Source organism: Rhizobium sp. Root1203 (assembly GCF_001424945.1).
In the GTDB taxonomy this organism is placed as follows: Bacteria; Pseudomonadota; Alphaproteobacteria; order Rhizobiales; family Rhizobiaceae; genus Rhizobium.
Genome location: NZ_LMCW01000003.1, coordinates 139,428 through 157,445, shown reverse-complemented (window position 1 = coordinate 157,445; position 18,018 = coordinate 139,428). Strand labels below are relative to the sequence as shown.

Annotated in this window: 18 protein-coding genes and 1 pseudogene; 14 read left to right on the top strand and 5 right to left on the bottom strand. The window is 59.3% G+C overall.

Annotated elements, in window-relative coordinates:
- Nucleotides 1–71 precede the first annotated feature (71 nt).
- From ASC97_RS05250 to ASC97_RS05215, 8 genes and pseudogenes are all read left to right on the top strand, one after another.
- Nucleotides 72–1,159, top strand: a protein-coding gene (locus ASC97_RS05250) for an IS3 family transposase (protein ID WP_113001517.1) whose coding sequence is annotated in 2 segments (ribosomal slippage) — nt 72–333 and nt 333–1,159 — 1,089 coding nt in all. Because the reading frame shifts where the segments join, the coding sequence is not laid out codon by codon here.
- A gap of 138 nt (nt 1,160–1,297) precedes the next feature.
- Nucleotides 1,298–2,059: pseudogene (locus ASC97_RS05245) on the top strand (AAA family ATPase); the annotation flags it as partial.
- Nucleotides 2,056–3,009: a DUF58 domain-containing protein gene (locus ASC97_RS05240; RefSeq protein WP_057467292.1), complete on the top strand. Its 954-nt coding sequence runs from the start codon at nt 2,056–2,058 to the stop codon at nt 3,007–3,009. The pseudogene ASC97_RS05245 and the gene ASC97_RS05240, both read left to right, overlap by 4 nt.
- A gap of 4 nt (nt 3,010–3,013) precedes the next feature.
- Nucleotides 3,014–3,526, top strand: coding sequence for a DUF4381 domain-containing protein (locus ASC97_RS05235; protein ID WP_057467291.1), 513 nt, complete (start codon nt 3,014–3,016; stop codon nt 3,524–3,526).
- Entirely contained in the window at nt 3,513–4,502 is a 990-nt protein-coding gene (locus tag ASC97_RS05230; protein WP_057467290.1) for a vWA domain-containing protein, read from the top strand. Before ASC97_RS05235 ends, ASC97_RS05230 begins: the two co-directional genes overlap by 14 nt.
- Nucleotides 4,499–6,052 (top strand): vWA domain-containing protein, encoded by a 1,554-nt coding sequence (locus ASC97_RS05225; RefSeq protein WP_057467289.1) that lies wholly within the window; start codon nt 4,499–4,501, stop codon nt 6,050–6,052. The genes ASC97_RS05230 and ASC97_RS05225 overlap by 4 nt, the downstream gene beginning before the upstream one ends.
- Complete coding sequence (locus tag ASC97_RS05220; protein ID WP_057467288.1) at nt 6,049–7,344, top strand: BatD family protein; 1,296 nt, start codon at nt 6,049–6,051, stop codon at nt 7,342–7,344. Before ASC97_RS05225 ends, ASC97_RS05220 begins: the two co-directional genes overlap by 4 nt.
- 191 nt (nt 7,345–7,535) lie before the next feature.
- On the top strand, nt 7,536–9,194 hold the full coding sequence (locus ASC97_RS05215) for an arylsulfatase (RefSeq protein ID WP_057467287.1): 1,659 nt from the start codon (nt 7,536–7,538) through the stop codon (nt 9,192–9,194).
- 164 nt (nt 9,195–9,358) lie between these two features.
- Here the strand turns inward: ASC97_RS05215 and ASC97_RS05210 are convergent, their stop codons facing one another.
- Nucleotides 9,359–11,287 (bottom strand): hybrid sensor histidine kinase/response regulator, encoded by a 1,929-nt coding sequence (locus ASC97_RS05210; RefSeq protein WP_057467286.1) that lies wholly within the window; start codon nt 11,285–11,287, stop codon nt 9,359–9,361.
- A 234-nt stretch (nt 11,288–11,521) separates the two neighbouring features.
- Here ASC97_RS05210 and ASC97_RS05205 point away from each other — a divergent pair, with 234 nt between their 5' ends.
- Nucleotides 11,522–11,704 carry a YegP family protein gene (locus ASC97_RS05205; protein WP_057467285.1) on the top strand — a complete coding sequence of 61 codons (183 nt, stop codon included), beginning with the start codon at nt 11,522–11,524 and terminating at the stop codon, nt 11,702–11,704.
- A gap of 146 nt (nt 11,705–11,850) precedes the next feature.
- Here the strand turns inward: ASC97_RS05205 and ASC97_RS34580 are convergent, their stop codons facing one another.
- A complete protein-coding gene (locus ASC97_RS34580; protein ID WP_200959438.1) occupies nt 11,851–12,027 on the bottom strand; it encodes a hypothetical protein in 177 nt (58 codons plus the stop codon).
- A 209-nt stretch (nt 12,028–12,236) separates the two neighbouring features.
- Between ASC97_RS34580 and ASC97_RS05200 the strand changes: the two genes are divergently transcribed.
- Together ASC97_RS05200 and ASC97_RS05195 are read left to right on the top strand one after the other, a co-directional pair.
- Complete coding sequence (locus ASC97_RS05200) at nt 12,237–12,485, top strand: hypothetical protein (protein WP_244481397.1); 249 nt, start codon at nt 12,237–12,239, stop codon at nt 12,483–12,485.
- A 12-nt stretch (nt 12,486–12,497) separates the two neighbouring features.
- The gene (locus tag ASC97_RS05195; protein ID WP_057467284.1) at nt 12,498–12,824 is read left to right on the top strand and encodes a hypothetical protein; all 327 of its coding nucleotides are present in this window, start codon (nt 12,498–12,500) and stop codon (nt 12,822–12,824) included.
- 82 nt (nt 12,825–12,906) lie between these two features.
- Here the strand turns inward: ASC97_RS05195 and ASC97_RS05190 are convergent, their stop codons facing one another.
- Nucleotides 12,907–13,110 carry a hypothetical protein gene (locus ASC97_RS05190; RefSeq protein ID WP_057467283.1) on the bottom strand — a complete coding sequence of 68 codons (204 nt, stop codon included), beginning with the start codon at nt 13,108–13,110 and terminating at the stop codon, nt 12,907–12,909.
- 79 nt (nt 13,111–13,189) lie between these two features.
- Nucleotides 13,190–14,221: a cell division protein FtsZ gene (gene ftsZ, locus ASC97_RS05185; RefSeq protein WP_057467282.1), complete on the bottom strand. Its 1,032-nt coding sequence runs from the start codon at nt 14,219–14,221 to the stop codon at nt 13,190–13,192.
- A 197-nt stretch (nt 14,222–14,418) separates the two neighbouring features.
- Here ftsZ and ASC97_RS05180 point away from each other — a divergent pair, with 197 nt between their 5' ends.
- On the top strand, nt 14,419–14,631 hold the full coding sequence (locus tag ASC97_RS05180) for a hypothetical protein (protein ID WP_057467281.1): 213 nt from the start codon (nt 14,419–14,421) through the stop codon (nt 14,629–14,631).
- An 88-nt stretch (nt 14,632–14,719) separates the two neighbouring features.
- Nucleotides 14,720–15,727: a ketopantoate reductase family protein gene (locus tag ASC97_RS05175; RefSeq protein ID WP_057467280.1), complete on the top strand. Its 1,008-nt coding sequence runs from the start codon at nt 14,720–14,722 to the stop codon at nt 15,725–15,727.
- A gap of 90 nt (nt 15,728–15,817) precedes the next feature.
- On the opposite strand, the gene ASC97_RS05170 is transcribed toward ASC97_RS05175, so the two are convergent.
- Nucleotides 15,818–16,975: a pyridoxal phosphate-dependent aminotransferase gene (locus tag ASC97_RS05170; RefSeq protein WP_057467299.1), complete on the bottom strand. Its 1,158-nt coding sequence runs from the start codon at nt 16,973–16,975 to the stop codon at nt 15,818–15,820.
- 201 nt (nt 16,976–17,176) lie between these two features.
- On the opposite strand from ASC97_RS05170, the gene ASC97_RS05165 reads away from it, so the two are divergent.
- Nucleotides 17,177–17,935 carry a DsbA family protein gene (locus ASC97_RS05165; protein ID WP_057467279.1) on the top strand — a complete coding sequence of 253 codons (759 nt, stop codon included), beginning with the start codon at nt 17,177–17,179 and terminating at the stop codon, nt 17,933–17,935.
- The last annotated feature ends 83 nt before the right edge of the window (nt 17,936–18,018 follow it).

Here is an 18,018-nt window from a genome sequence, read left to right as displayed (position 1 = left end):
GGTAATCCCCCCGCAAATTAACGGGCTTCAAAAGTAGAATTTTCTCGGGCTTTATGATCGAGGAGATTTTGATGAAGACGAGCAGATTTAGCGAACCCCAAATCCTTGCCATCCTTCGCCAGGCGGAAGGGGGCGTCCCAGTCCCCGAGCTTTGCCGGGAACATGGAATGAGCACGGCGTCCTTTTACAAATGGCGATCCAAATACGGCGGCATGGACGCGTCGATGATCAGCCAGATGAAGGCTCTGGAGGATGAGAACCGTCGGCTGAAGAAGATGTATGCCGAGATGAGCATGCAGGCAGAACTGCTGAAGGAAGCTTTGGGAAAAAAATAACACGGCCGTCTCAACGCCGAGAGATGGCCGGGAAAGCAGTGGCATCGCGCGGGGTGAGCATTGCGCTTGCCTGCCGCACCTTCGCGGTCAGCGAGACCTGCTATCGTTACAGCGCCAAGCTGAACGACGAGAACGAGCAGATCGCCGATCTTCTGATCGGACTGACGCGGGCAAAGAAGACCTGGGGCTTCGGCCTGTGTTTTCTTTATCTGCGGAATGTCCGGGGACATCGCTGGAACCACAAGCGCGTATACCGCATCTACCGCGAGATGGAGTTGAACCTCAGGATCAAGCCACGCAAGCGTTTGAAGCGGGACAAGCCCGATGCCTTGACTGTGCCTGAGGCTCCGAACCTGGTTTGGTCCATGGACTTCATGGCAGATCGTTTGGAAGACGGCAGGCAATTCCGGCTGCTGAATGTTCTGGACGACTTCAACCGCGAAGGGTTGGGCATCGAGGTGGATTTTTCGCTGCCTGCTGAACGCGTCATCCGCAGTCTGAACCAGATCATCGAATGGCGCGGTAAACCGTTCGCCATTCGTGTGGACAATGGSCCCGAGTACGTCAGTGGCAAACTGATGGAATGGGCCGAAACGCAAGGAATTGCCTTGAGCCACATCCAGCCCGGAAAGCCGCAACAAAATGCCTATGTCGAGCGCTACAACCGCACCGTCCGACACGAATGGCTCGACCAATACATCATTGAAAGCATCGAGGAGGCGCAGGAATTCGCCACACAGTGGCTATGGACCTACAACAACGAACGGCCCAATATGGGCATCGGCGGCATAACACCCGCACAGAAACTGAAAATGGCCGCGTGAATTCTACTGCGGAGCCCCGTTAAAAACGGGGGGATTACCNGGCCCAATATGGGCATCGGCGGCATAACACCCGCACAGAAACTGAAAATGGCCGCGTGAATTCTACTGCGGAGCCCCGTTAAAAACGGGGGGATTACCCTACCAGCGGACATAACCGGATCGGAAATCTATTTTTCCGAGGGAGGAAAGGGCGAGTTCAAATTCCAGCAGGGCCCGATTTTCGCGAACCTCATCCTGGCCGACGAAATAAACCGCGCGCCGGCGAAGGTCCAATCCGCCTTGCTCGAGGCCATGGAAGAGCGTCAGGTTACCGTGGGCGGCAAAAGCTACCCCCTTCCCGACCTGTTCATGGTGATGGCCACGCAAAACCCCATCGAGCAGGAAGGCACCTACCCTCTGCCGGAAGCGCAGCTGGACCGCTTCCTGATGCATGTCGAGGTCGGCTATCCGGACGACGCGTCTGAGGCAGCCATCATGCGTCTCAATCGAAATGAGGAGAACGCCGCGCACACGAAGGGCCAGCCTACCGCCCCACAAAGACTCGATCCGCAATCTGTCTTCGACGCGCGCAAAGATATCGGCGCGGTCGTTGTTTCAGAGCCGGTCGAAAAGTACATTGTCGCTCTCGTGATCGCCACGCGGTATCCCGACCGCTACGACAAGGATCTCGCGAAGCTTCTTCAGGTCGGCGTCAGCCCCCGTGGCAGCATCGGCCTCGATAAGGTTTCCCGCGCCTATGCATGGTTGAAGGGTCGCGACTATGTGACGCCCGACGATGTAAAGGCAGTCGCCAATGACGTTTTCCGTCATCGGCTCATCCTGTCCTACGAGGCTCATGCGTCCAACACCACTCCCGACCAGGTCATCGACCGGATCACCGAACTCGTGGGCGTCTCATGAGCGCACCCCCGGCAAGCGGCGACGGAGTGCACGTGACGACCCAGCAGCTGGTCGCCCTCGAAAGCCGTGCCCGCAACCTTACGTTCGTACAGCGGGCGCGCAGTCACCAGCAGCTTGCCGGGCGCATGCAGTCGGCGATGCGCGGCCGAGGCCTGGTCTTCGAGGAACTGCGCGAATACCTTCCGGGGGACGATGTCCGCGCGATCGACTGGCGGGTCACAGCCCGAACCGGCAAGCCCGTGGTGCGCGTCTACAGCGAGGAGAAAGAGCGACCCGCGATCATCGTCGTCGACCAGCGCATCAATATGTTTTTCGGCAGTCGCCTCGCCATGAAATCCGTGGCTGCCGCACAGGCCGCCATGCTTGCGGCCTGGCGCATCCTGGGCTCCGGCGACCGCGTCGGAGGCTTCGTCTTTGACGACGAAAGCGTCAGCGAAATCAAACCACATCGCAGCCGCAATGCGGTCATCGCACTTGCGGACAAGATCGCGGAAATGAATGGCAGGCTGCGGGCTGACTATACGGGCGTCCCTTCTCCCGCAGCGCTCGACGGCGTGCTGCAGAAAGTGGCCAGCATCTCCCACCACGACCATCTCGTCATCGTCGTCAGCGATTTCGATGGCCATCAGGAGGCAACACGCCAACTCCTGCTGGAGCTTTCCAGCCGCAACGATGTGATCTGCCTGCTCGTCTACGATCCATTTTTGCTCGAACTTCCAAAATCGGGAGACATCGTCGTCAGCGGGGGAACGCTCCAGGCCGAGCTGTCGCTGCGTCAAACGGGCGTACGTCAATCGATCGATGCGTTCGCCCGCAATCGCGGACGCGAACTGAGAGACTGGCAACGCCAGCTAGGCCTCCCCATGCTTCCCATTTCCACGGCCGACGACGTCTCTGCTCAGCTGCGGAGCCTGCTCGAGCAATCCGCCTGGCGGCAGCGGAGGCGATGAACCGATGGAGCCGCAAGCCAAGCTCGATCCGCTGACTGAAATCGCGCTTCGATCCCTGAAGGATATCGCAGTGCCACCGCCCGTTTCATGGATGCCGCAGACATGGGGTTGGGGGATTCTGGCACTCGCCGTCGTGGCGGCCATCCTCGTGTGGTGCGCATTGGGCTACCGGCGCTGGCGCCGCAACGCCTATCGCCGGGAAGCGCTGAAGCTCCTTGACGAAGTAGCCGCAGCGATGCGGCATCCGAATACCAGAGAGCAAGGGATCAACGATCTCAGCCAACTTGTAAAGCGCACGGCGCTTGCCGCATGGCCGCGCAAGGACGTTGCGGCGATATCAGGGCCGGACTGGGTCGCATTTCTCGCGGCTCATGGAGGCGATAAGGAGAGCTTGGCGTTCAAGAGTTTTTTCAACGACCTCGAATACCAGCACGGAAAGCCGCCCACCTCGGATGCAATCGATGAACTTGTCCATAGCGCGCGGCGCTGGATCGAGGGCCATCATGTATCAGCTTGATTTGCCATGGATGCTTTTGGTTCTGCCGGCCCCTTTGTTGGTTTGGTGGCTCATGCCGTCACATCGCGAGACATCTGCTTCGATCAGGCTTCCGTTCTTCAATCAGGTCGCAAGCGCCGCTGGCATAGAACCGAGCGAGGGTTCGGTGGTACCGAAACGATCCTGGCCACAAACGATCGTGGACACGCTGGCATGGTGCCTCATCGTTCTGGCACTGGCGCGACCGCAGTATGTGGAGCCACCGATCGAGAGAACCGAACCGCAACGTGACATTCTACTCGCGCTCGACCTTTCACAGTCGATGGATACGCGCGACTTCGCTGCGTCCGATGGAACAGTCAAAGCACGCGTGGATGCTGTACGGACTGTCGTTTCCGACTTTGTCTCCAAGCGCCCAGGGGATCGCCTGGGGCTGATTGCTTTCGGCGACGCGCCCTACCCGCTCGCTCCCTTCACGATGGACCATGCGCTCGTCAAAACACTGGTCGAAGGGCTTTTGCCGGGCATTGCGGGACCACGCACAGCGCTTGGAGACTCTCTGGGTCTTGCCATCCGCATGTTCGACAAGACGAACGTGCCGCAAAAGGTTCTGATACTGTTGACCGATGGCAACGACACGGCGAGCAAGATGCCTCCCTTGAAGGCGGCGGAGGTCGCCAAGAACAAGGGTATCGTCATCCATGCCATCGGTATCGGAGACCCGGCGGCGACGGGCGAGGATAAGCTCGATACGGCGTCGCTTCAAAAGATCGCCACGGACACCGGAGGACGGTATTTCTTCGGCGGCGATCAAGGCCAGCTTCAGGACATCTACAACGAACTCGACCGGATCACCCCCCAGGACCAGAAACAGCTCTCCTGGCGTCCACGCTTGGAGCTCTTTCATTGGCCATTGGGAGCGGCGGTTATGCTTTTGGTACTTTGGTATGGTCTGGCCGGAATAATGGGCCTTTTGCACAGGAGGTCGCCGGCATGATTGCGGACTTCCATTTCCTCCGTCCCTGGTGGCTCCTCGCCCTGCTGGTCCCGCCGGCAATCATATGGATGGCGTCCCGCTCGGGAGACATCCGCAACCGCTGGAAGGGATTGATCGCCCCTCATTTGCTCGACAGTCTCGTTGTCGAACCCAACCAAGGACGCCGCGGTCTGCCCGCGTTTTTTCTCGCTGCCCTGATGACCTTTGCTGTGATTGGTGCGGCCGGCCCCACCTGGAAGCGCGAAGCGCCGCCGTTCGTTTCTGACACCGCCTCCCTCGTCATCGCCGTCGATCTGTCTCCGACGATGGATGCGATCGACATTTCTCCAAGCAGGATCGAACGGACGAAACTGAAGATCCGTGACATTCTCGCGACGCGAAACGGAGCACGCACCGCGGTCGTCGCATACTCCGGCACGGCGCACCTCGTGGTGCCGCTGACCGACGACATCGAGCTGATCGAAACCTATACGGACGCATTGGCGACGGGCATCATGCCGAGACCCGGAAAGGATACAGGAGCGGCCCTGAAGCTGGCCGACGGCTTGCTGGAGCGGGATGGAACCGCGGGCACGATTGTTCTCCTCACCGACGGAATCGAACCCGCGGCAACGGCGGTTTCGAACGACCTCAAGAGCGCCATCGTCGTCCTCGGCATCGGCACCGCGGAAGGCGGCGTGGTGAAACAGGCGAGCGGCGAATTTCTGAGTGAGGCGGGCGGAGCGCGTGTCAACGCCAAACTGGATGTCGACGCCCTCAAACAATTCGGACATGACACGGGGGCGCCTGTGGCGACAATCACCGATGACGATACCGATGTCCGCTGGGTGGCACTGCGTGTCCGCACGAACTTCGCCCAACAGACCGCTTCCGAAGGCGACAGGTGGCATGATCTCGGGTGGTGGCTGATCGGCCCTGTTGCGCTCCTGTTCGGCTTCACGTTTCGAAGCGGCTGGGTCGTCAGACTGTCTGCGATGGCAATATCGATCCATTTTGCGTTGCCATCGTCATCGTCTGCCGCTGACTTCGCCGATCTCTGGCTGACACGGGACCAGCAAGGGCGTCTCGCCTACCAGCATGATGACTATCCTTTGGCAGCCGAAAAGTTCGAACTGCCTATGTGGAAGGGCGTCGCGCTCTATCGAGCAGCCCACTACCAAGAGGCGCTTGACGCTTTTGCTACCGTCGACACGCCCGAGAGCTGGTACAATCAGGGAAACACCCTTTTGCACCTGGACCGGATCGAAGAAGCGGTTGCCGCCTACGAGCACGCTCTGGAAAGGCGCAAGGATTGGCCGGAGGCCGTAGCTAACCTTGCCGTCGCTGAGCAGCTTCTCAAAGTGCAAAAAGACAAGGAGCAAGAGCAGCAGCAGGATCCGAACGAAAAGCCCGACAGTGTCAAATTCGACGACAAGGCAAAGAAAGGCAAGGCGGGTGAAGTCGAGGTCGTCGAACAGACTTCCGAGATGTGGATGAAGAATATCCAGGTGAGCCCCGCTGACCTCATGGCGCGAAAGTTCTCCATCGAAGCGGGTGGGACGAAGCAATGATGAGGGTCCTGCTCGTCGTATTGTCGCTGATCTCCCCGTCGCTGGCGTGGGCGGCCGAGCCGTTCGCTCGTGCCAGCGTCGAGGATGGCGGAAACATCGTGCCGGGCCAGCAAGTACGCGTGGACGTGGATATATTTGTACCCGATTTCTTTACATCGCCTCCGCAGTTTCCGCTTTTCGACCTCCCGAACGCATTGGTTACTCTTCCGGAAGAGCGCACTCAGAACATCACGCAGACGATCGATGGGGTCCAGTACTCCGGAATCCGGCGCACCTATGCAATCGTTCCGCAGGCGCCAGGAGCGTTCACGTTGCCGGAGATCGACGTAGACCTCGGATACTCAGTCGACGGCACGCCGACACGGACCACGGTAAAGATCCTACCCGTCTCCTTTGCTGTCGGCGGATTCACGTCGGCCGATCAGCCATCGATCGCGTTCGCCGCAAGGAACCTGTCGCTCGAACAGTCCTTCGATCGCGACGCCCGATCGCTCGAGGTCGGCGATGCACTGGTCAGGACCATCACGGTGACCGCCGAGGACACACAGGCCATGATGATCCCGCCGATCGCGGCTGGGAACGCCGAAGGACTGCGACAGTATGAGAAATCGCCGAAGATCGAAGACGGCATAGCAGTCGGGCGGGAGACGGCGAGTCGGAGAACGGAAACGTATGTCTATACCGCCGACAGGGATGGCTCCTTCGTCATTCCGGCGGTCTCCTACGAGTGGTTTGACGTCGCAAGTCATGAAACCAAATCCAACTCTCTGCCGCCCATCACCGTCGCAGTTTCCGCCGCAGGGTCCGAGACTGCGATCAAACCCGTCGTTGACGACGTGCAAGAGGACCGGCCGCACGTGTCCCGGCAGAAGATCGCCCTCGCGATCACCGCGTTTCTGGCCTTGGTTTTTCTCGTCTGGCTGGCTTTGCGTCTTTTCCCGATACTGGCAAGGCGAATTGCCGAAGCGCGCCATCGCCGTCTCTCCTCGCATGGCTACCGTCTAAAGTTGCTTCGGCAGACCATTCGAACGGGCAATGACCCGGACATCTACTCCGGGCTGCATGCGTGGAGTCGAAGCCTCGGGTATCGGACGTTGGCAGCCTGGGTCGACGAAGGTCCAGATGATTTGGCGGTGCAGGTGGACATTCTTTCGCGCAAGCTGTTCCAGGGTAGCCGTGAGGAACTCGACAGGATAAAACTCGCGGCGGTGGTCGAGTTTGGAAATGCATCTCGTATGCTGCCGATGTCCGCGCTCCCACCACTCAATCCTTCCCCCAGGGCTGTTGCGTAAAAATGCGGGGTACTCGTCTCCCAAGTCGGTCTCTGGAACCGCTGGTGAAGCAGTCGGAATCAACTGTAACGTTACGTTTTTACAGGCATCGACGCCGGCATTTACGTTTTCAATTTACTGTAACGTACTTCCGTCACCAGGACCCTTCGAACACTACTGCGGTGCATGGCTCATCACGAAGGAGTTTCCCGATGAAGGATTATGATACCGGAACGACCACCGACGTGCCAACATCCGTCAGCCGCCGCAACCTGCTTTTGGGCAGCAGCTCGCTTGCCATTGCGGCTCTCGCCGTGGCGGCGACCACAGAACAGGCAGCAGCACAGACGCAGCAACCCGCCCCGGCTTCGGGCTCGAAAAAGCCCCCGAACATTCTCGTGATCTTTGGCGACGACATCGGCATCCCCCAAATTAGCGCATACACGATGGGGCTGATGGGATACCGCACCCCGAACATCGATCGCATTGCAAAGGAAGGCGCGATCTTTACGGATTCATACGGCCAGCAAAGCTGCACTGCTGGGCGCGCGTCCTTCATCCTCGGGCAGGAACCTTTCCGCACAGGCCTTCTGACGATCGGCATGCCGGGCGATCCCCATGGCATTCAAGATTGGATGCCGACTATCGCCGACGTCATGAAATCACAGGGTTACGCGACCGGCCAGTTCGGAAAGAATCACCTCGGCGACCAGGACCAGCACCTGCCAACCAAGCACGGCTTCGACGAATTCTTCGGCAACCTGTATCATCTCAACGCTGAAGAAGAGCCCGAAGGATATTTCTATCCGAAGGACCCCGCCTTCCGCAGGGAGTTCGGGCCGCGCGGCGTGATCAAGTCGAGCGCAGATGGAAAAATCGAAGATACCGGTGCGCTAAACACGAAGCGCATGGAAACAATCGACGAAGAGTTCCTGGCAGCCGCCAAGAATTTCATCGATCGGCAAGCGAAGGCTGAAAAGCCGTTCTTTTGCTGGTTCAACTCAACCCGCATGCATGTGTTCACGCACCTGAAAGCCGATTCGGTTGGCAAGACCGGCAAAGGCATCCATGCTGACGGCATGGCCGAACACGACGGTCATGTGGGCCAGCTTCTCGATCAGTTGGATCAGCTTGGAATTACCGACGACACGATCGTTCTCTATACGACCGACAACGGCGCCGAACTCGCCCTCTGGCCCGATGGCGCGCAGACAATGTTCCGCGGCGAGAAGGGAACGACGTGGGAGGGCGGGTTCCGCATTCCGATGATGGTTCGCTGGCCCGGCGTCGTGAAGCCCGGCACCGAGATCAACGAGATCGTCACGCTGATGGACTGGATGCCGACGTTCGCCAGTGCGGCGGGCCTGACAGACCTCAAGCAGCAGATGAAGGCAGGCTTCAAATCCGGGGCGAAGGACTTCAAGGTTCATTTGGACGGATATGACCTTGTGCCACTGCTGAAGGGCGAGGTTGCAACGGGTCCGCGCGATGCAGTCTACTATTTCGATCAGGGCGGCAATCTCAACGCGATCCGCTGGAATGACTGGAAGCTGAGCTTTGCGGTTGCAAGCCACGGCAACATTGCCACGGCAACCAGAGAGGTTCCAAGCTGGGCCTTGATCGCCAACTTGCGAATGGATCCGTATGAACGCGCCATGGAGGACGGCGGTGGTGCGCTGGAATTCCTTGCGAGAAACATGTGGCTCCTTGTGCCGATTCAGGGGAAAATCAAGGACTTCTTCAGTGATTTTGACAAGTTCCCCTACCAGGAAGGAAGCTCGCTGAATGCCAGCGGCATCAACTATGGCATGCTTCGCCAACAGGCCGCACTCAACCGCCTGAACGAATTGGAGCGGTTGACGCCACAATAAATCCTCCCGCTGCGTGGGGAGGCTACAAATGGTCTCCCCACGCGTTCTCTCGCCTCTTCTGCTTTATCAACCTACCAGATACGAAAAGAAAAATGATGCCGTGACACGTCCTCGGCAACGGCCTGCGCCGAGTTCGAAGACGCGATCTGGCTCAACGCCGCGCACTACCTGGCGCGTTCCGCGCGTGTGCGTGCCTGCCCCAGCGCCGCCGTCAATTGGGCCTGGGTGAACGGTTTCGACAAACGAACCGTCCGCGGATCGGCGCCTGCGGGGAGTTCCGCGTAGCCCGTTGCCAGGATCACCGGGATGCCCGGAAATGCGTCCTTGATCGTGGCTGCAAGCTCCGATCCGGTCATGCCGGGCATGGCGTGATCTGTCACCACGACGTCGGGCACCGTGCCGCTGTTGAGGATCGCAAGCGCTTCCTTTCCCGACTGGGCCTGGACCGTTTCGTGACCGAGATCTTCCAGCATGAGAACGGTGTTCATCAGGACGAGCCCGTCATCATCGACCGCGAGAACGGTCAGGGGCCGATCGGAATCAAATGCGGCCGTCTCCCCGATTTCCGTTTCCGTCGCGGTCGGGATTTCTGTTTCCACCACCGGCAACCAAAGTTCGGCCGTCGTTCCCTCTCCTTCTCGAGACTTGAGAACAAGCTTTCCGCCCGACTGTGCCATCAGCCCTTGAACCATGGGAAGACCAAGACCAGTTCCCTTGCCGATACCCTTGGTGGTAAAAAATGGTTCTACAGCGCTCGCGAGCGTCTTCTCGTCCATACCTTCGCCCTCGTCTTTCACGACGAGGCATACGTACTCGCCCGGAGGGAGGTCGTCCCGGGATGACGACTTCGATACGGATCGGTGATCGGCGCCGATCGTGATGGTTCCGCCGCCCGGCATGGCATCGCGCGCGTTGACACAAAGATTGAGCAGAGCGCTCTCGAGCTGGGCCGGATCCGACTTCACCTTCGACAGGCAAATTGGAAACTGCGTCAGGATCGGAATCTCTGGACCGATCGCGCGCTGCAAAAGATCCGCCATTCCGCGGACGAGATCCGTGATGTCGACCGCTTCGAACGACAGCTCCTGACGTCGCGCGAATGCAAGGAGACGCTGGGTGAGCGCTGCACCGCGCTGGGCGCCCTGAATGGCATTGTCGATCAGGTCGACGACCTCCATCCCCTTGAGAGCGCGCTTGCGTGCCACCTCAAGGCTGGCGAGCACGACGGTGAGAAGATTATTGAAGTCGTGGGCCATCCCGCCAGTCAGTTGACCGAGCGCTTCCATCTTCTGCGCCCGGATGAGTGTCTCCTGCGCTGCCCGCTTCTCGCTGACATCGCGTGTCACCTTGGCGAATCCTACGAGCGTGCCGTCGTCCGCGCGAATGGGATCTATGATGACGCTCGCCCAAAAGCGAGTGCCGTCCTTGCGCAGACGCCACCCCTCGCGCTCGAAGCGCCCTTCTTCGACAGCGATCTTCAATGCCTTGGCCGGCAGTCCTTCCGCCCGGTCTTCATCGCTGTAGAACCTGGAGAAGTGCTGGCCGATTATTTCTTCCGGCGTGTATCCCTTGATGCGCTGCGCGCCGACATTCCAGCTCGAGACGTTGCCTTCGGGGTCGAGCATGTAGATCGCGTAGTCCGTCACGCCCTGCACCAGCAATCGGAACTGCTCTTCGCTTCGACGGAGTTCCTCCTCAGCCTTCCTGCGCTCCGTCAGGTCGCGTGTAATCTTCGCAAAGCCCAGGATTGCGCCGTTCTGATCGCTTATTACGTCGATGATGACGTGTGCCCAAAAACGCGTTCCGTCCTTGCGGAGACGCCAGCCCTCATTCTCGCAGCGGCCCTCCTTGGTCGCTATTTCAAGGGCCCGCTGCGGAATTCCTCGATCGCGTTCTTCCTCAATGTAGAAGGTCGAGAAATGCGCACCTAAAATTTCGTTCTCGTTGTAGCCCTTGAACCGCTGCGCGCCGGCGTTCCAGCTGCTGACATAGCCTTCCGGGTCGAGCATATAAATCGCATAGTCCGTGATCCCATCGACCAGGAGCCGGTATCGGTCGTCCACCGGGACCTCGACGGTCGCTTCAGCTAGCATGTTACTGTCCGAACTGTTTTTGAGTAAAAGAAAGAAATAGGGCTGACACCCGAGTTTCCAACGGCCGGGGCAGGACATCGGATCTCACTGTGCGCATCACGCGAATTCGCCAGCGGCCAGCAGGAATCACAATCGCAACCTACAGCGCCGCCACCCTGCGGTTGCGTCTAATTCGTAGAGCGCCGCAACGGAATCACCTAGCTCTCTCCTGTTAACATCAAAAGGGAGACGAACATGGCAAGCTGCGTCGCAAGCAATGGCGATACTTGGGAAATCTATAGTGGAAGCGACGGATGGCGTTGGAGGCGCACTGCATCAAACGGCCGCATCGTCGGTGCATCTTCACAGGGCTATTCCAACCGAGGCGATTGCGTAGACAACGCCGCGCGCAACGGGATGACCTGCAATCCGGTCTGATTTCGTCGGCTCGCGAGCCGATTTTGACGGATTCTCGGATTGAGAACTGGTCATCGGCCGCCAACATAAAGTCAACTTGCTTCCAAGGCTTCTAGCCTCAGGGTAAGGGCTGATCATGAACGCCGAAAACGGCGCCCGGTCCGCCCTTACCGCACACTCTTCGCATCGGTCGTGACTGTCGTAACGGAATGCTTGGCGTCTTCGGCCACTTCTTCGGCAACGGCAGAAAGATCGAGATTACCCCAGATCGATTCCGATTGACGGCGATCGGTGCGGCGGGATGTTTTGATTTCGACGACGAACGGCTTCGACTGAGCGCGCATGGGCTTCCTATTGAAATGCGTTGAACGAATCCTCAACGCCGTGAGCCTATGAAGCGTTCCGCGCCGACGCAAGCTCCCCTGAAAATTGAATCCAGCTTCACACAGGCCACGAGATCTTTTGGTGCCGCGTGCTTTCGATATGCCGGCCTTTCCGCGGGTCGTCTGCCGGCTGTGAAGATTGTTGTGAAAAATCCTTGAAGCACGAAACGATGTCGATTACGAAGCACCTCGCCGAACACGATGGCGCCTGGGCACACCTGCCTGGACGAAGTCTGGTCGGAAACCTTCCCAACTCGAAGAAGCACTGGCAGCGATCAAAATCGCCGCCGAGCGATGACAGCTCGGTGGCCAGGATGCGGAAATCACATATCAGCGTGCACAACGACAGCTGGACAACGGAACGGTCGATCGGAGGCGACCGCCCCGAAGCTGCTGTCGTCGATGACGTCAAGGAATGAAAAAGACTACGAATGACAATCAAAGACCGTTTTCTAAAGCAGCAATACGCCTGGATGATCGCTGCCTGTTATTCCCGCAAGCATCCCGACTTCCATCGCTACGGCGGCGTCGACGTAGCGGTGTCGTCACGGTGGAAGGAAAGCCTGGACGCCTTCATCAACGACATGATCGACACCCTGCCGCGCAGCCTCTCCGAACGCCGGTTGGAACTCAGAAATCCGCGGCGTCCCTTCGAGCCCGGCAATGTCGAATGGGTATTCGCAAGCAAGCATCGCGGCCTTCGTGCCCCCGACGGGACTCATCCCAGCATGCCTGAGATGCGTGCGCGCCGGGTCTGAGTCCCCAGCCCGTCGCAACGTTCGCCGGCCACAACGCATAACGGGGGAGCAATCCTGCTTCTCGCTTATCCGGCGAACACCTTTATCGCGATCTGCCGCGCGCATTCCTGGTGATGACGAACAGAAGGACGCCCGCTGCAACGGCTAATGCTCCCCAGTATATCCAGGGCGTTTGATCGATCATGAAGCTTTCTGCAGGGTATGGGAAATAGCCGCTGCCCTGTCCCATCCAGATCATCCCGATCAGAACAAGCAGGCTCGCGAAAACATATGCAAGCTTCGCCATAAAACGTCCCCTCATAGCAACCGGGTGGAAAACCGCGCGCTTGAGAAAGCGCGCGGCCGAGAGATAACGAAAAAACCGTCTATTGCAGGGTGCGCGTCGGCATGCCTTGGCCAGGTGCGGCACCCGCGTGAACCGCCGTGGCACCGGCGCCGGCACCATCAAGGCCCGTCGCAACGACCGAGACACGGAACTTGCCGTCGAGATTGCGGTCGAAGATCGCGCCGACGACAATGTCGGCATCGTCCTGGACTTCGTCCCGGATTCGGCTTGCGGCCTCATCGACCTCGAACAGCGTCATGTCGGAGCCGCCCGAGATGGAGATCAGCACGCCCTTGGCGCCCTTCATCGAAATGTCATCGAGCAGCGGATTGGCGATTGCGGCTTCCGCCGCCTTCATCGCGCGCTCCTCGCCCGAAGCTTCGCCGGTCCCCATCATCGCCCGACCCATGCCACGCATGACCGACTTCACGTCGGCGAAATCGAGGTTGATCAGACCCTCCTTGACGATCAGGTCGGTGATGCAACCGACACCGGCGTAAAGCACGCGGTCGGCCGTCATGAAAGCATCGGCAAAGGTGGTTTTTGCATCGGCGATGCGGAAGAGGTTCTGGTTCGGGATGACAATGACGGTATCGGCGGCCTGGCGCAATGCCTCGATACCTGCCTCGGCTGTCTTCAAGCGGCGATTGCCTTCGAAGGTGAAGGGCTTGGTCACGACGCCGACCGTCAGGATGCCCGCGTTGCGGGCCGCCTGCGCAATGACCGGTGCAGCGCCTGTGCCGGTGCCGCCGCCCATGCCGGCGGTGACGAAGCACATGTGCGACCCGGCGAGATGATCCATGATCTCGTCGATCGATTCTTCGGCGGCAGCGCGGCCGATCTCCGGCAGCGAACCGGCGCCGAGACCTTCGGTCACATGCGCGCCGAGCTGAATCCGTCGCGAGGCCTTGGACGTCGCCAGGACCTGGGCGTCGGTATTGGCAGCGATGAAATCCACGCCTTCGAGATTTTCCGAAATCATGTTATTGATAGCATTACCGCCGCCGCCACCGACGCCGATCACAGTTATTCTTGGCCGCATTTCGGAAATCCCGTTCTTGGCGTTCGTCATCGCAATCTCCTTCGTGCGCTTTGCTGCCGGCTCCGCCTCTTTATCGGGAACCGAATCGAGCACCAGCCTAGGCGCGCAACAAGGCAGAGCCGGGGCGAAAGAACAAGATGAAGCGTTTGGGAAACTTTATCCGGAACCTTTTTTGCGCCCCGCGCATTGTAATGAATCGAGCCAGCCCAAAGAGGAGAATTGCGCAGATGCCTACGCTAGCCTCACGCCACTCCATTGCCCCTCCTAACGATCATATTCTTACCGCCCAGGAGGCGCTGGAACCTCTCTTCCTTCAGATCGAAGCGGAAGCGGAGGTGAGGATGATTGCCGCAGCCATCCGTGCAGGCTGGAGTGCGGAGGCTGCCGTTGTCGCAATCGACGAGCTTCGCCGCAACGAACTGCTACCGGGTGGGCATTGAGCGTGGCGGAATGCACATGCATATAGTTCGCCTTGCGGGCGGGATGACTTATGTGTAGCGCGGTCCACTGATCGCGAGGAAGCTCTTTATGCCCATCAGAAATATATGCGTTTTCGGCGCGGGCGCGCTCGGCGGCGCGATTGCAAGCAAGCTTGCCTCGTCGCTTGGAGAGGCGGTGAACGTGTCGGTCGTCGCGCGCGGAGCCCATCTCGAGGCAATACGGCGGGACGGGCTGAAGCTGTTTGATGCTGGGGCAGAAATACCGAAAACCGCGCGCCTGACAGCGACCGACGATCCCACCCGCCTGCCGGCGCAGGATCTGGTCATCACGGGCCTCAAGGGCCACCAACTCAGTCCAGCGGCCGAAGGCATTTCACATCTCCTAGGCGACCGCACCCGTGTCCTGACGATCCTGAACGGCATTCCCTGGTGGTATTTCCACAGCGACAAAGGCAGCCGCCACGCCGAACTCCAGTTCGAGGAGCTTGATCCGGGCGGCAAGCTTTGGCGGATGGTCGGACCCGAGCGCGTGATCGGCTGTGTCGCCCATCAAGGTGCCGAGGTCAGCCAGCCCGGCGTAATCAGGTTGAGCAATGACGGGCACTTCATCATTGGCGAGCCGTCAGGCGACGTCAGTGGCGACCTTCAGGACGTCGAGTCTCTGCTCCGGAGCGCGAGAATCGGCGTGACCGTCTCATCGCGGATTCGCGACGACATCTGGAGCAAGCTGATGGGCAATGCCTCCTTCAATCCGATCAGCGCCCTCACCCGCTCCCTGATGTCCGCCCTCATGGCCGACACCGCAGTCAGCTATCAGATCGGCAAGGTGATGACGGAAGTGAAGGCGGTTGGCGAAGCACTCGGCGCCAATGTGGGCATGTCCGTCGAACAGCGGCTGGAACAGGCGCGGCAAATCGGCCCGGTGCGAACCTCGATGCTGCAGGACCTTCTCGCCGGCAAGCCTCTCGAGATCACCCCGCTGGTCGGGATGGTGGTGGTGCTCGGTCGGCTGACGGAGGTGCCGACTCCGGTGTCGGAGACTTTGCTCGCTCTCGTTTCGGAACTCGACCGGGAAAACCGCCGGACCTTCCAGTAAACCGCCCCAGGGGGCGCTCTTCATTTCTTCATTCAGGACGGTAAGAAAAAGAATCCGAAAACCGTCACAGAACCTTGATGCCAAACGCCTTTATTTCAGCCATGAGGCCATCCGCTGGACCGCCTCTACGATCTCAGCCTCCGAGCCCGCATAGGACATGCGCATCGTCCTGTCGCCTTCCAACGGGTCGAAATCGAGGCCCGGAGTCGCAGCGACATTGATCTCGGCAAGCATCCGCTTGGCGAAAGCCATACTGTCGTTGGTGAAGCGGGTCACGTCCACATAGGCATAGAAAGCGCCGTCCATTGGCGAGGCAATGGAAAGGCCGATTTCAGGCAGGCGGCGCATCAGGAACTCGCGGTTGGCAGCATAGCTCGCCTTGTAGACGTCGAGCTCGGCGCCGGCCGCGAGGGCCGCCGTCGCCGCGATCTGAGAGAGTTCAGGGGGAGAAATGTAAAGACTCTGGGCAACGCGCTCGATCGGTCGCACCAACCGATCCGGCAACACCATCCAGCCAATCCGCCAGCCCGTCATGCAATAATACTTGGAGAACGAATTGATGACGATCGCTTCGTCGGTCAACTCCAGCGCGCTCGTTTCCTCGCCTGCGAACGTCAGGCCGTGATAGATCTCGTCCGAAATGAAGGCGATAGACTGGGCAGCGCAATAGCCGGCGAGCGCCTTCAGTCCTTCGCGCCCCGTCACGGTGCCGGTTGGATTGGCCGGGCTGGCCAGCAAAACACCCTTCAGCCGAACATTGTGTTCCGCCTGCGCGGCCTCGAGGCTTTCCGGCGTCAAGGTAAAATGCGTGTCAGCCGTTACCGGAACTTCGATCACCTTCAGACCGAGTGCTCCCAGGATGTTGCGATAGGCCGGGTATCCCGGCCGCGCGATCGCCACGGCATCTCCAGCATCGAACAGCGACAGGAAGGCAAGATTGAAACCTGCCGAGGATCCGGTCGTGATCGCAATCCGCGCCGGATCGATTTCCAGATCATGGCGATCCCTGTAATGCCCGGCGAGCGCGTGTTTCAATCCCGTTGTTCCGAGCGCATCGGTGTAGCCGATCTTACCTTTGGTCAGAGCAGCCCTTGCGGCCTCAAGAGCCGCTTGCGGCGCCGGGTGAGATGGCTGCCCGACAGCCATGGAGATGACCGGATGACCGCTTGCGCGCCGCTTGGTCGCCTCAGCCAGGACATCCATGGCATGAAAGGGTTCGACTTCGCTGCGTTTGGAAATGGAAAACACGATCGCTTCTCTCTTGCTTTGTTTACGGCCCGACAATTGCCGCATTAATCGGCTCATCACAATCCTGCGATCAAACAACCGAAGTGAAAATTCCTGTTTGACGACAGCCGACCGCACCGTAATTTGACGCTTCGCATTGCTGCCTGTTAACCGGGTGGTGATATCCGGAACGACGCATATCATCCCAAAGACGAGGATATCATGGCCCTTCTCCCAAAAATCTTCACTGCGCTGGCACTCACGGCCTCCGTCGCCGCTGCCTACCCGGCAGCCGCGCTCGATGACGCGCAGAAAAAGGAGTTCGGCGATTTCATCAAGCAGTACCTGATCGAGAACCCCGAGATCATGATTGACGTTCAGGACGCGCTGCAGAAGAAGCAGGAAGCCGCCCGCCTCGTCAAAGCGAATGCCGTGATTGCCGACAACAAGTCGACAATCTTCGATGCCAAGTACGACATGGCGATCGGCAACCCGAAGGGCGACGTCACCATCGTCGAGTTCTTCGATTATAATTGCGGCTATTGCCGACATGCGCTTACCGATATGCAGACCATGCTCAAGAAGGACAAGAACGTTCGTTTCGTCCTGAAGGAATTCCCGATCCTCGGGCCGGAATCCGTCGCCGCCCACAAGGTCTCGGATGCTTTCCGCAAATTGGCGCCGGAAAAATACAGCCAGTTCCATATCGCGCTTCTCACCAGCGAGGGCCGCGCCGACGAAGCAAGCGCCATCGAAGTGGCTAAATCGCTTGGCGTCGGCGAAAAGCAAATCCGTGAGGAAATGGCCAAAAGCACAAGCGATGCGTCCGTTCAGGAAACCTACCAGCTCGCCCAGAGCCTCGGCATCACCGGCACACCGTCCTATGTCATCGGAAACGAATTGGTGCAGGGTGCGGTCGGCTTCGACGACCTCGAGACCAAGGTGAAGAACATGCGCACCTGCGGCAAGACGCGTTGCTGAGGCGACGCCCATCAATTCGCCAAAATCGAAGCGTTTCAGCCATGTGGACAAATACTGTGCGATTCGGGCTGCCCTTCCCAAAG

Bases quoted from the DNA above. Each gene is read 5' to 3' on its own strand.
- ASC97_RS05215 (WP_057467287.1), top strand. From the start codon at position 7,536: ATGAAGGATTATGATACCGGAACGACCACCGACGTGCCAACATCCGTC.
- ASC97_RS05235 (WP_057467291.1), top strand. From the start codon at position 3,014: ATGGAGCCGCAAGCCAAGCTCGATCCGCTGACTGAAATCGCGCTTCGA.
- ASC97_RS05230 (WP_057467290.1), top strand. From the start codon at position 3,513: ATGTATCAGCTTGATTTGCCATGGATGCTTTTGGTTCTGCCGGCCCCT.
- ASC97_RS05225 (WP_057467289.1), top strand. From the start codon at position 4,499: ATGATTGCGGACTTCCATTTCCTCCGTCCCTGGTGGCTCCTCGCCCTG.
- ASC97_RS05175 (WP_057467280.1), top strand. From the start codon at position 14,720: ATGCCCATCAGAAATATATGCGTTTTCGGCGCGGGCGCGCTCGGCGGC.
- ASC97_RS05220 (WP_057467288.1), top strand. From the start codon at position 6,049: ATGATGAGGGTCCTGCTCGTCGTATTGTCGCTGATCTCCCCGTCGCTG.
- ASC97_RS05205 (WP_057467285.1), top strand. From the start codon at position 11,522: ATGGCAAGCTGCGTCGCAAGCAATGGCGATACTTGGGAAATCTATAGT.
- ASC97_RS05195 (WP_057467284.1), top strand. From the start codon at position 12,498: ATGACAATCAAAGACCGTTTTCTAAAGCAGCAATACGCCTGGATGATC.
- ASC97_RS05180 (WP_057467281.1), top strand. From the start codon at position 14,419: ATGCCTACGCTAGCCTCACGCCACTCCATTGCCCCTCCTAACGATCAT.
- ASC97_RS34580 (WP_200959438.1), bottom strand. From the start codon at position 12,027: ATGCGCGCTCAGTCGAAGCCGTTCGTCGTCGAAATCAAAACATCCCGC.
- ftsZ (WP_057467282.1), bottom strand. From the start codon at position 14,221: ATGACGAACGCCAAGAACGGGATTTCCGAAATGCGGCCAAGAATAACT.
- ASC97_RS05190 (WP_057467283.1), bottom strand. From the start codon at position 13,110: ATGGCGAAGCTTGCATATGTTTTCGCGAGCCTGCTTGTTCTGATCGGG.
- ASC97_RS05210 (WP_057467286.1), bottom strand. From the start codon at position 11,287: ATGCTAGCTGAAGCGACCGTCGAGGTCCCGGTGGACGACCGATACCGG.
- ASC97_RS05200 (WP_244481397.1), top strand. From the start codon at position 12,237: ATGTCGATTACGAAGCACCTCGCCGAACACGATGGCGCCTGGGCACAC.
- ASC97_RS05165 (WP_057467279.1), top strand. From the start codon at position 17,177: ATGGCCCTTCTCCCAAAAATCTTCACTGCGCTGGCACTCACGGCCTCC.
- ASC97_RS05240 (WP_057467292.1), top strand. From the start codon at position 2,056: ATGAGCGCACCCCCGGCAAGCGGCGACGGAGTGCACGTGACGACCCAG.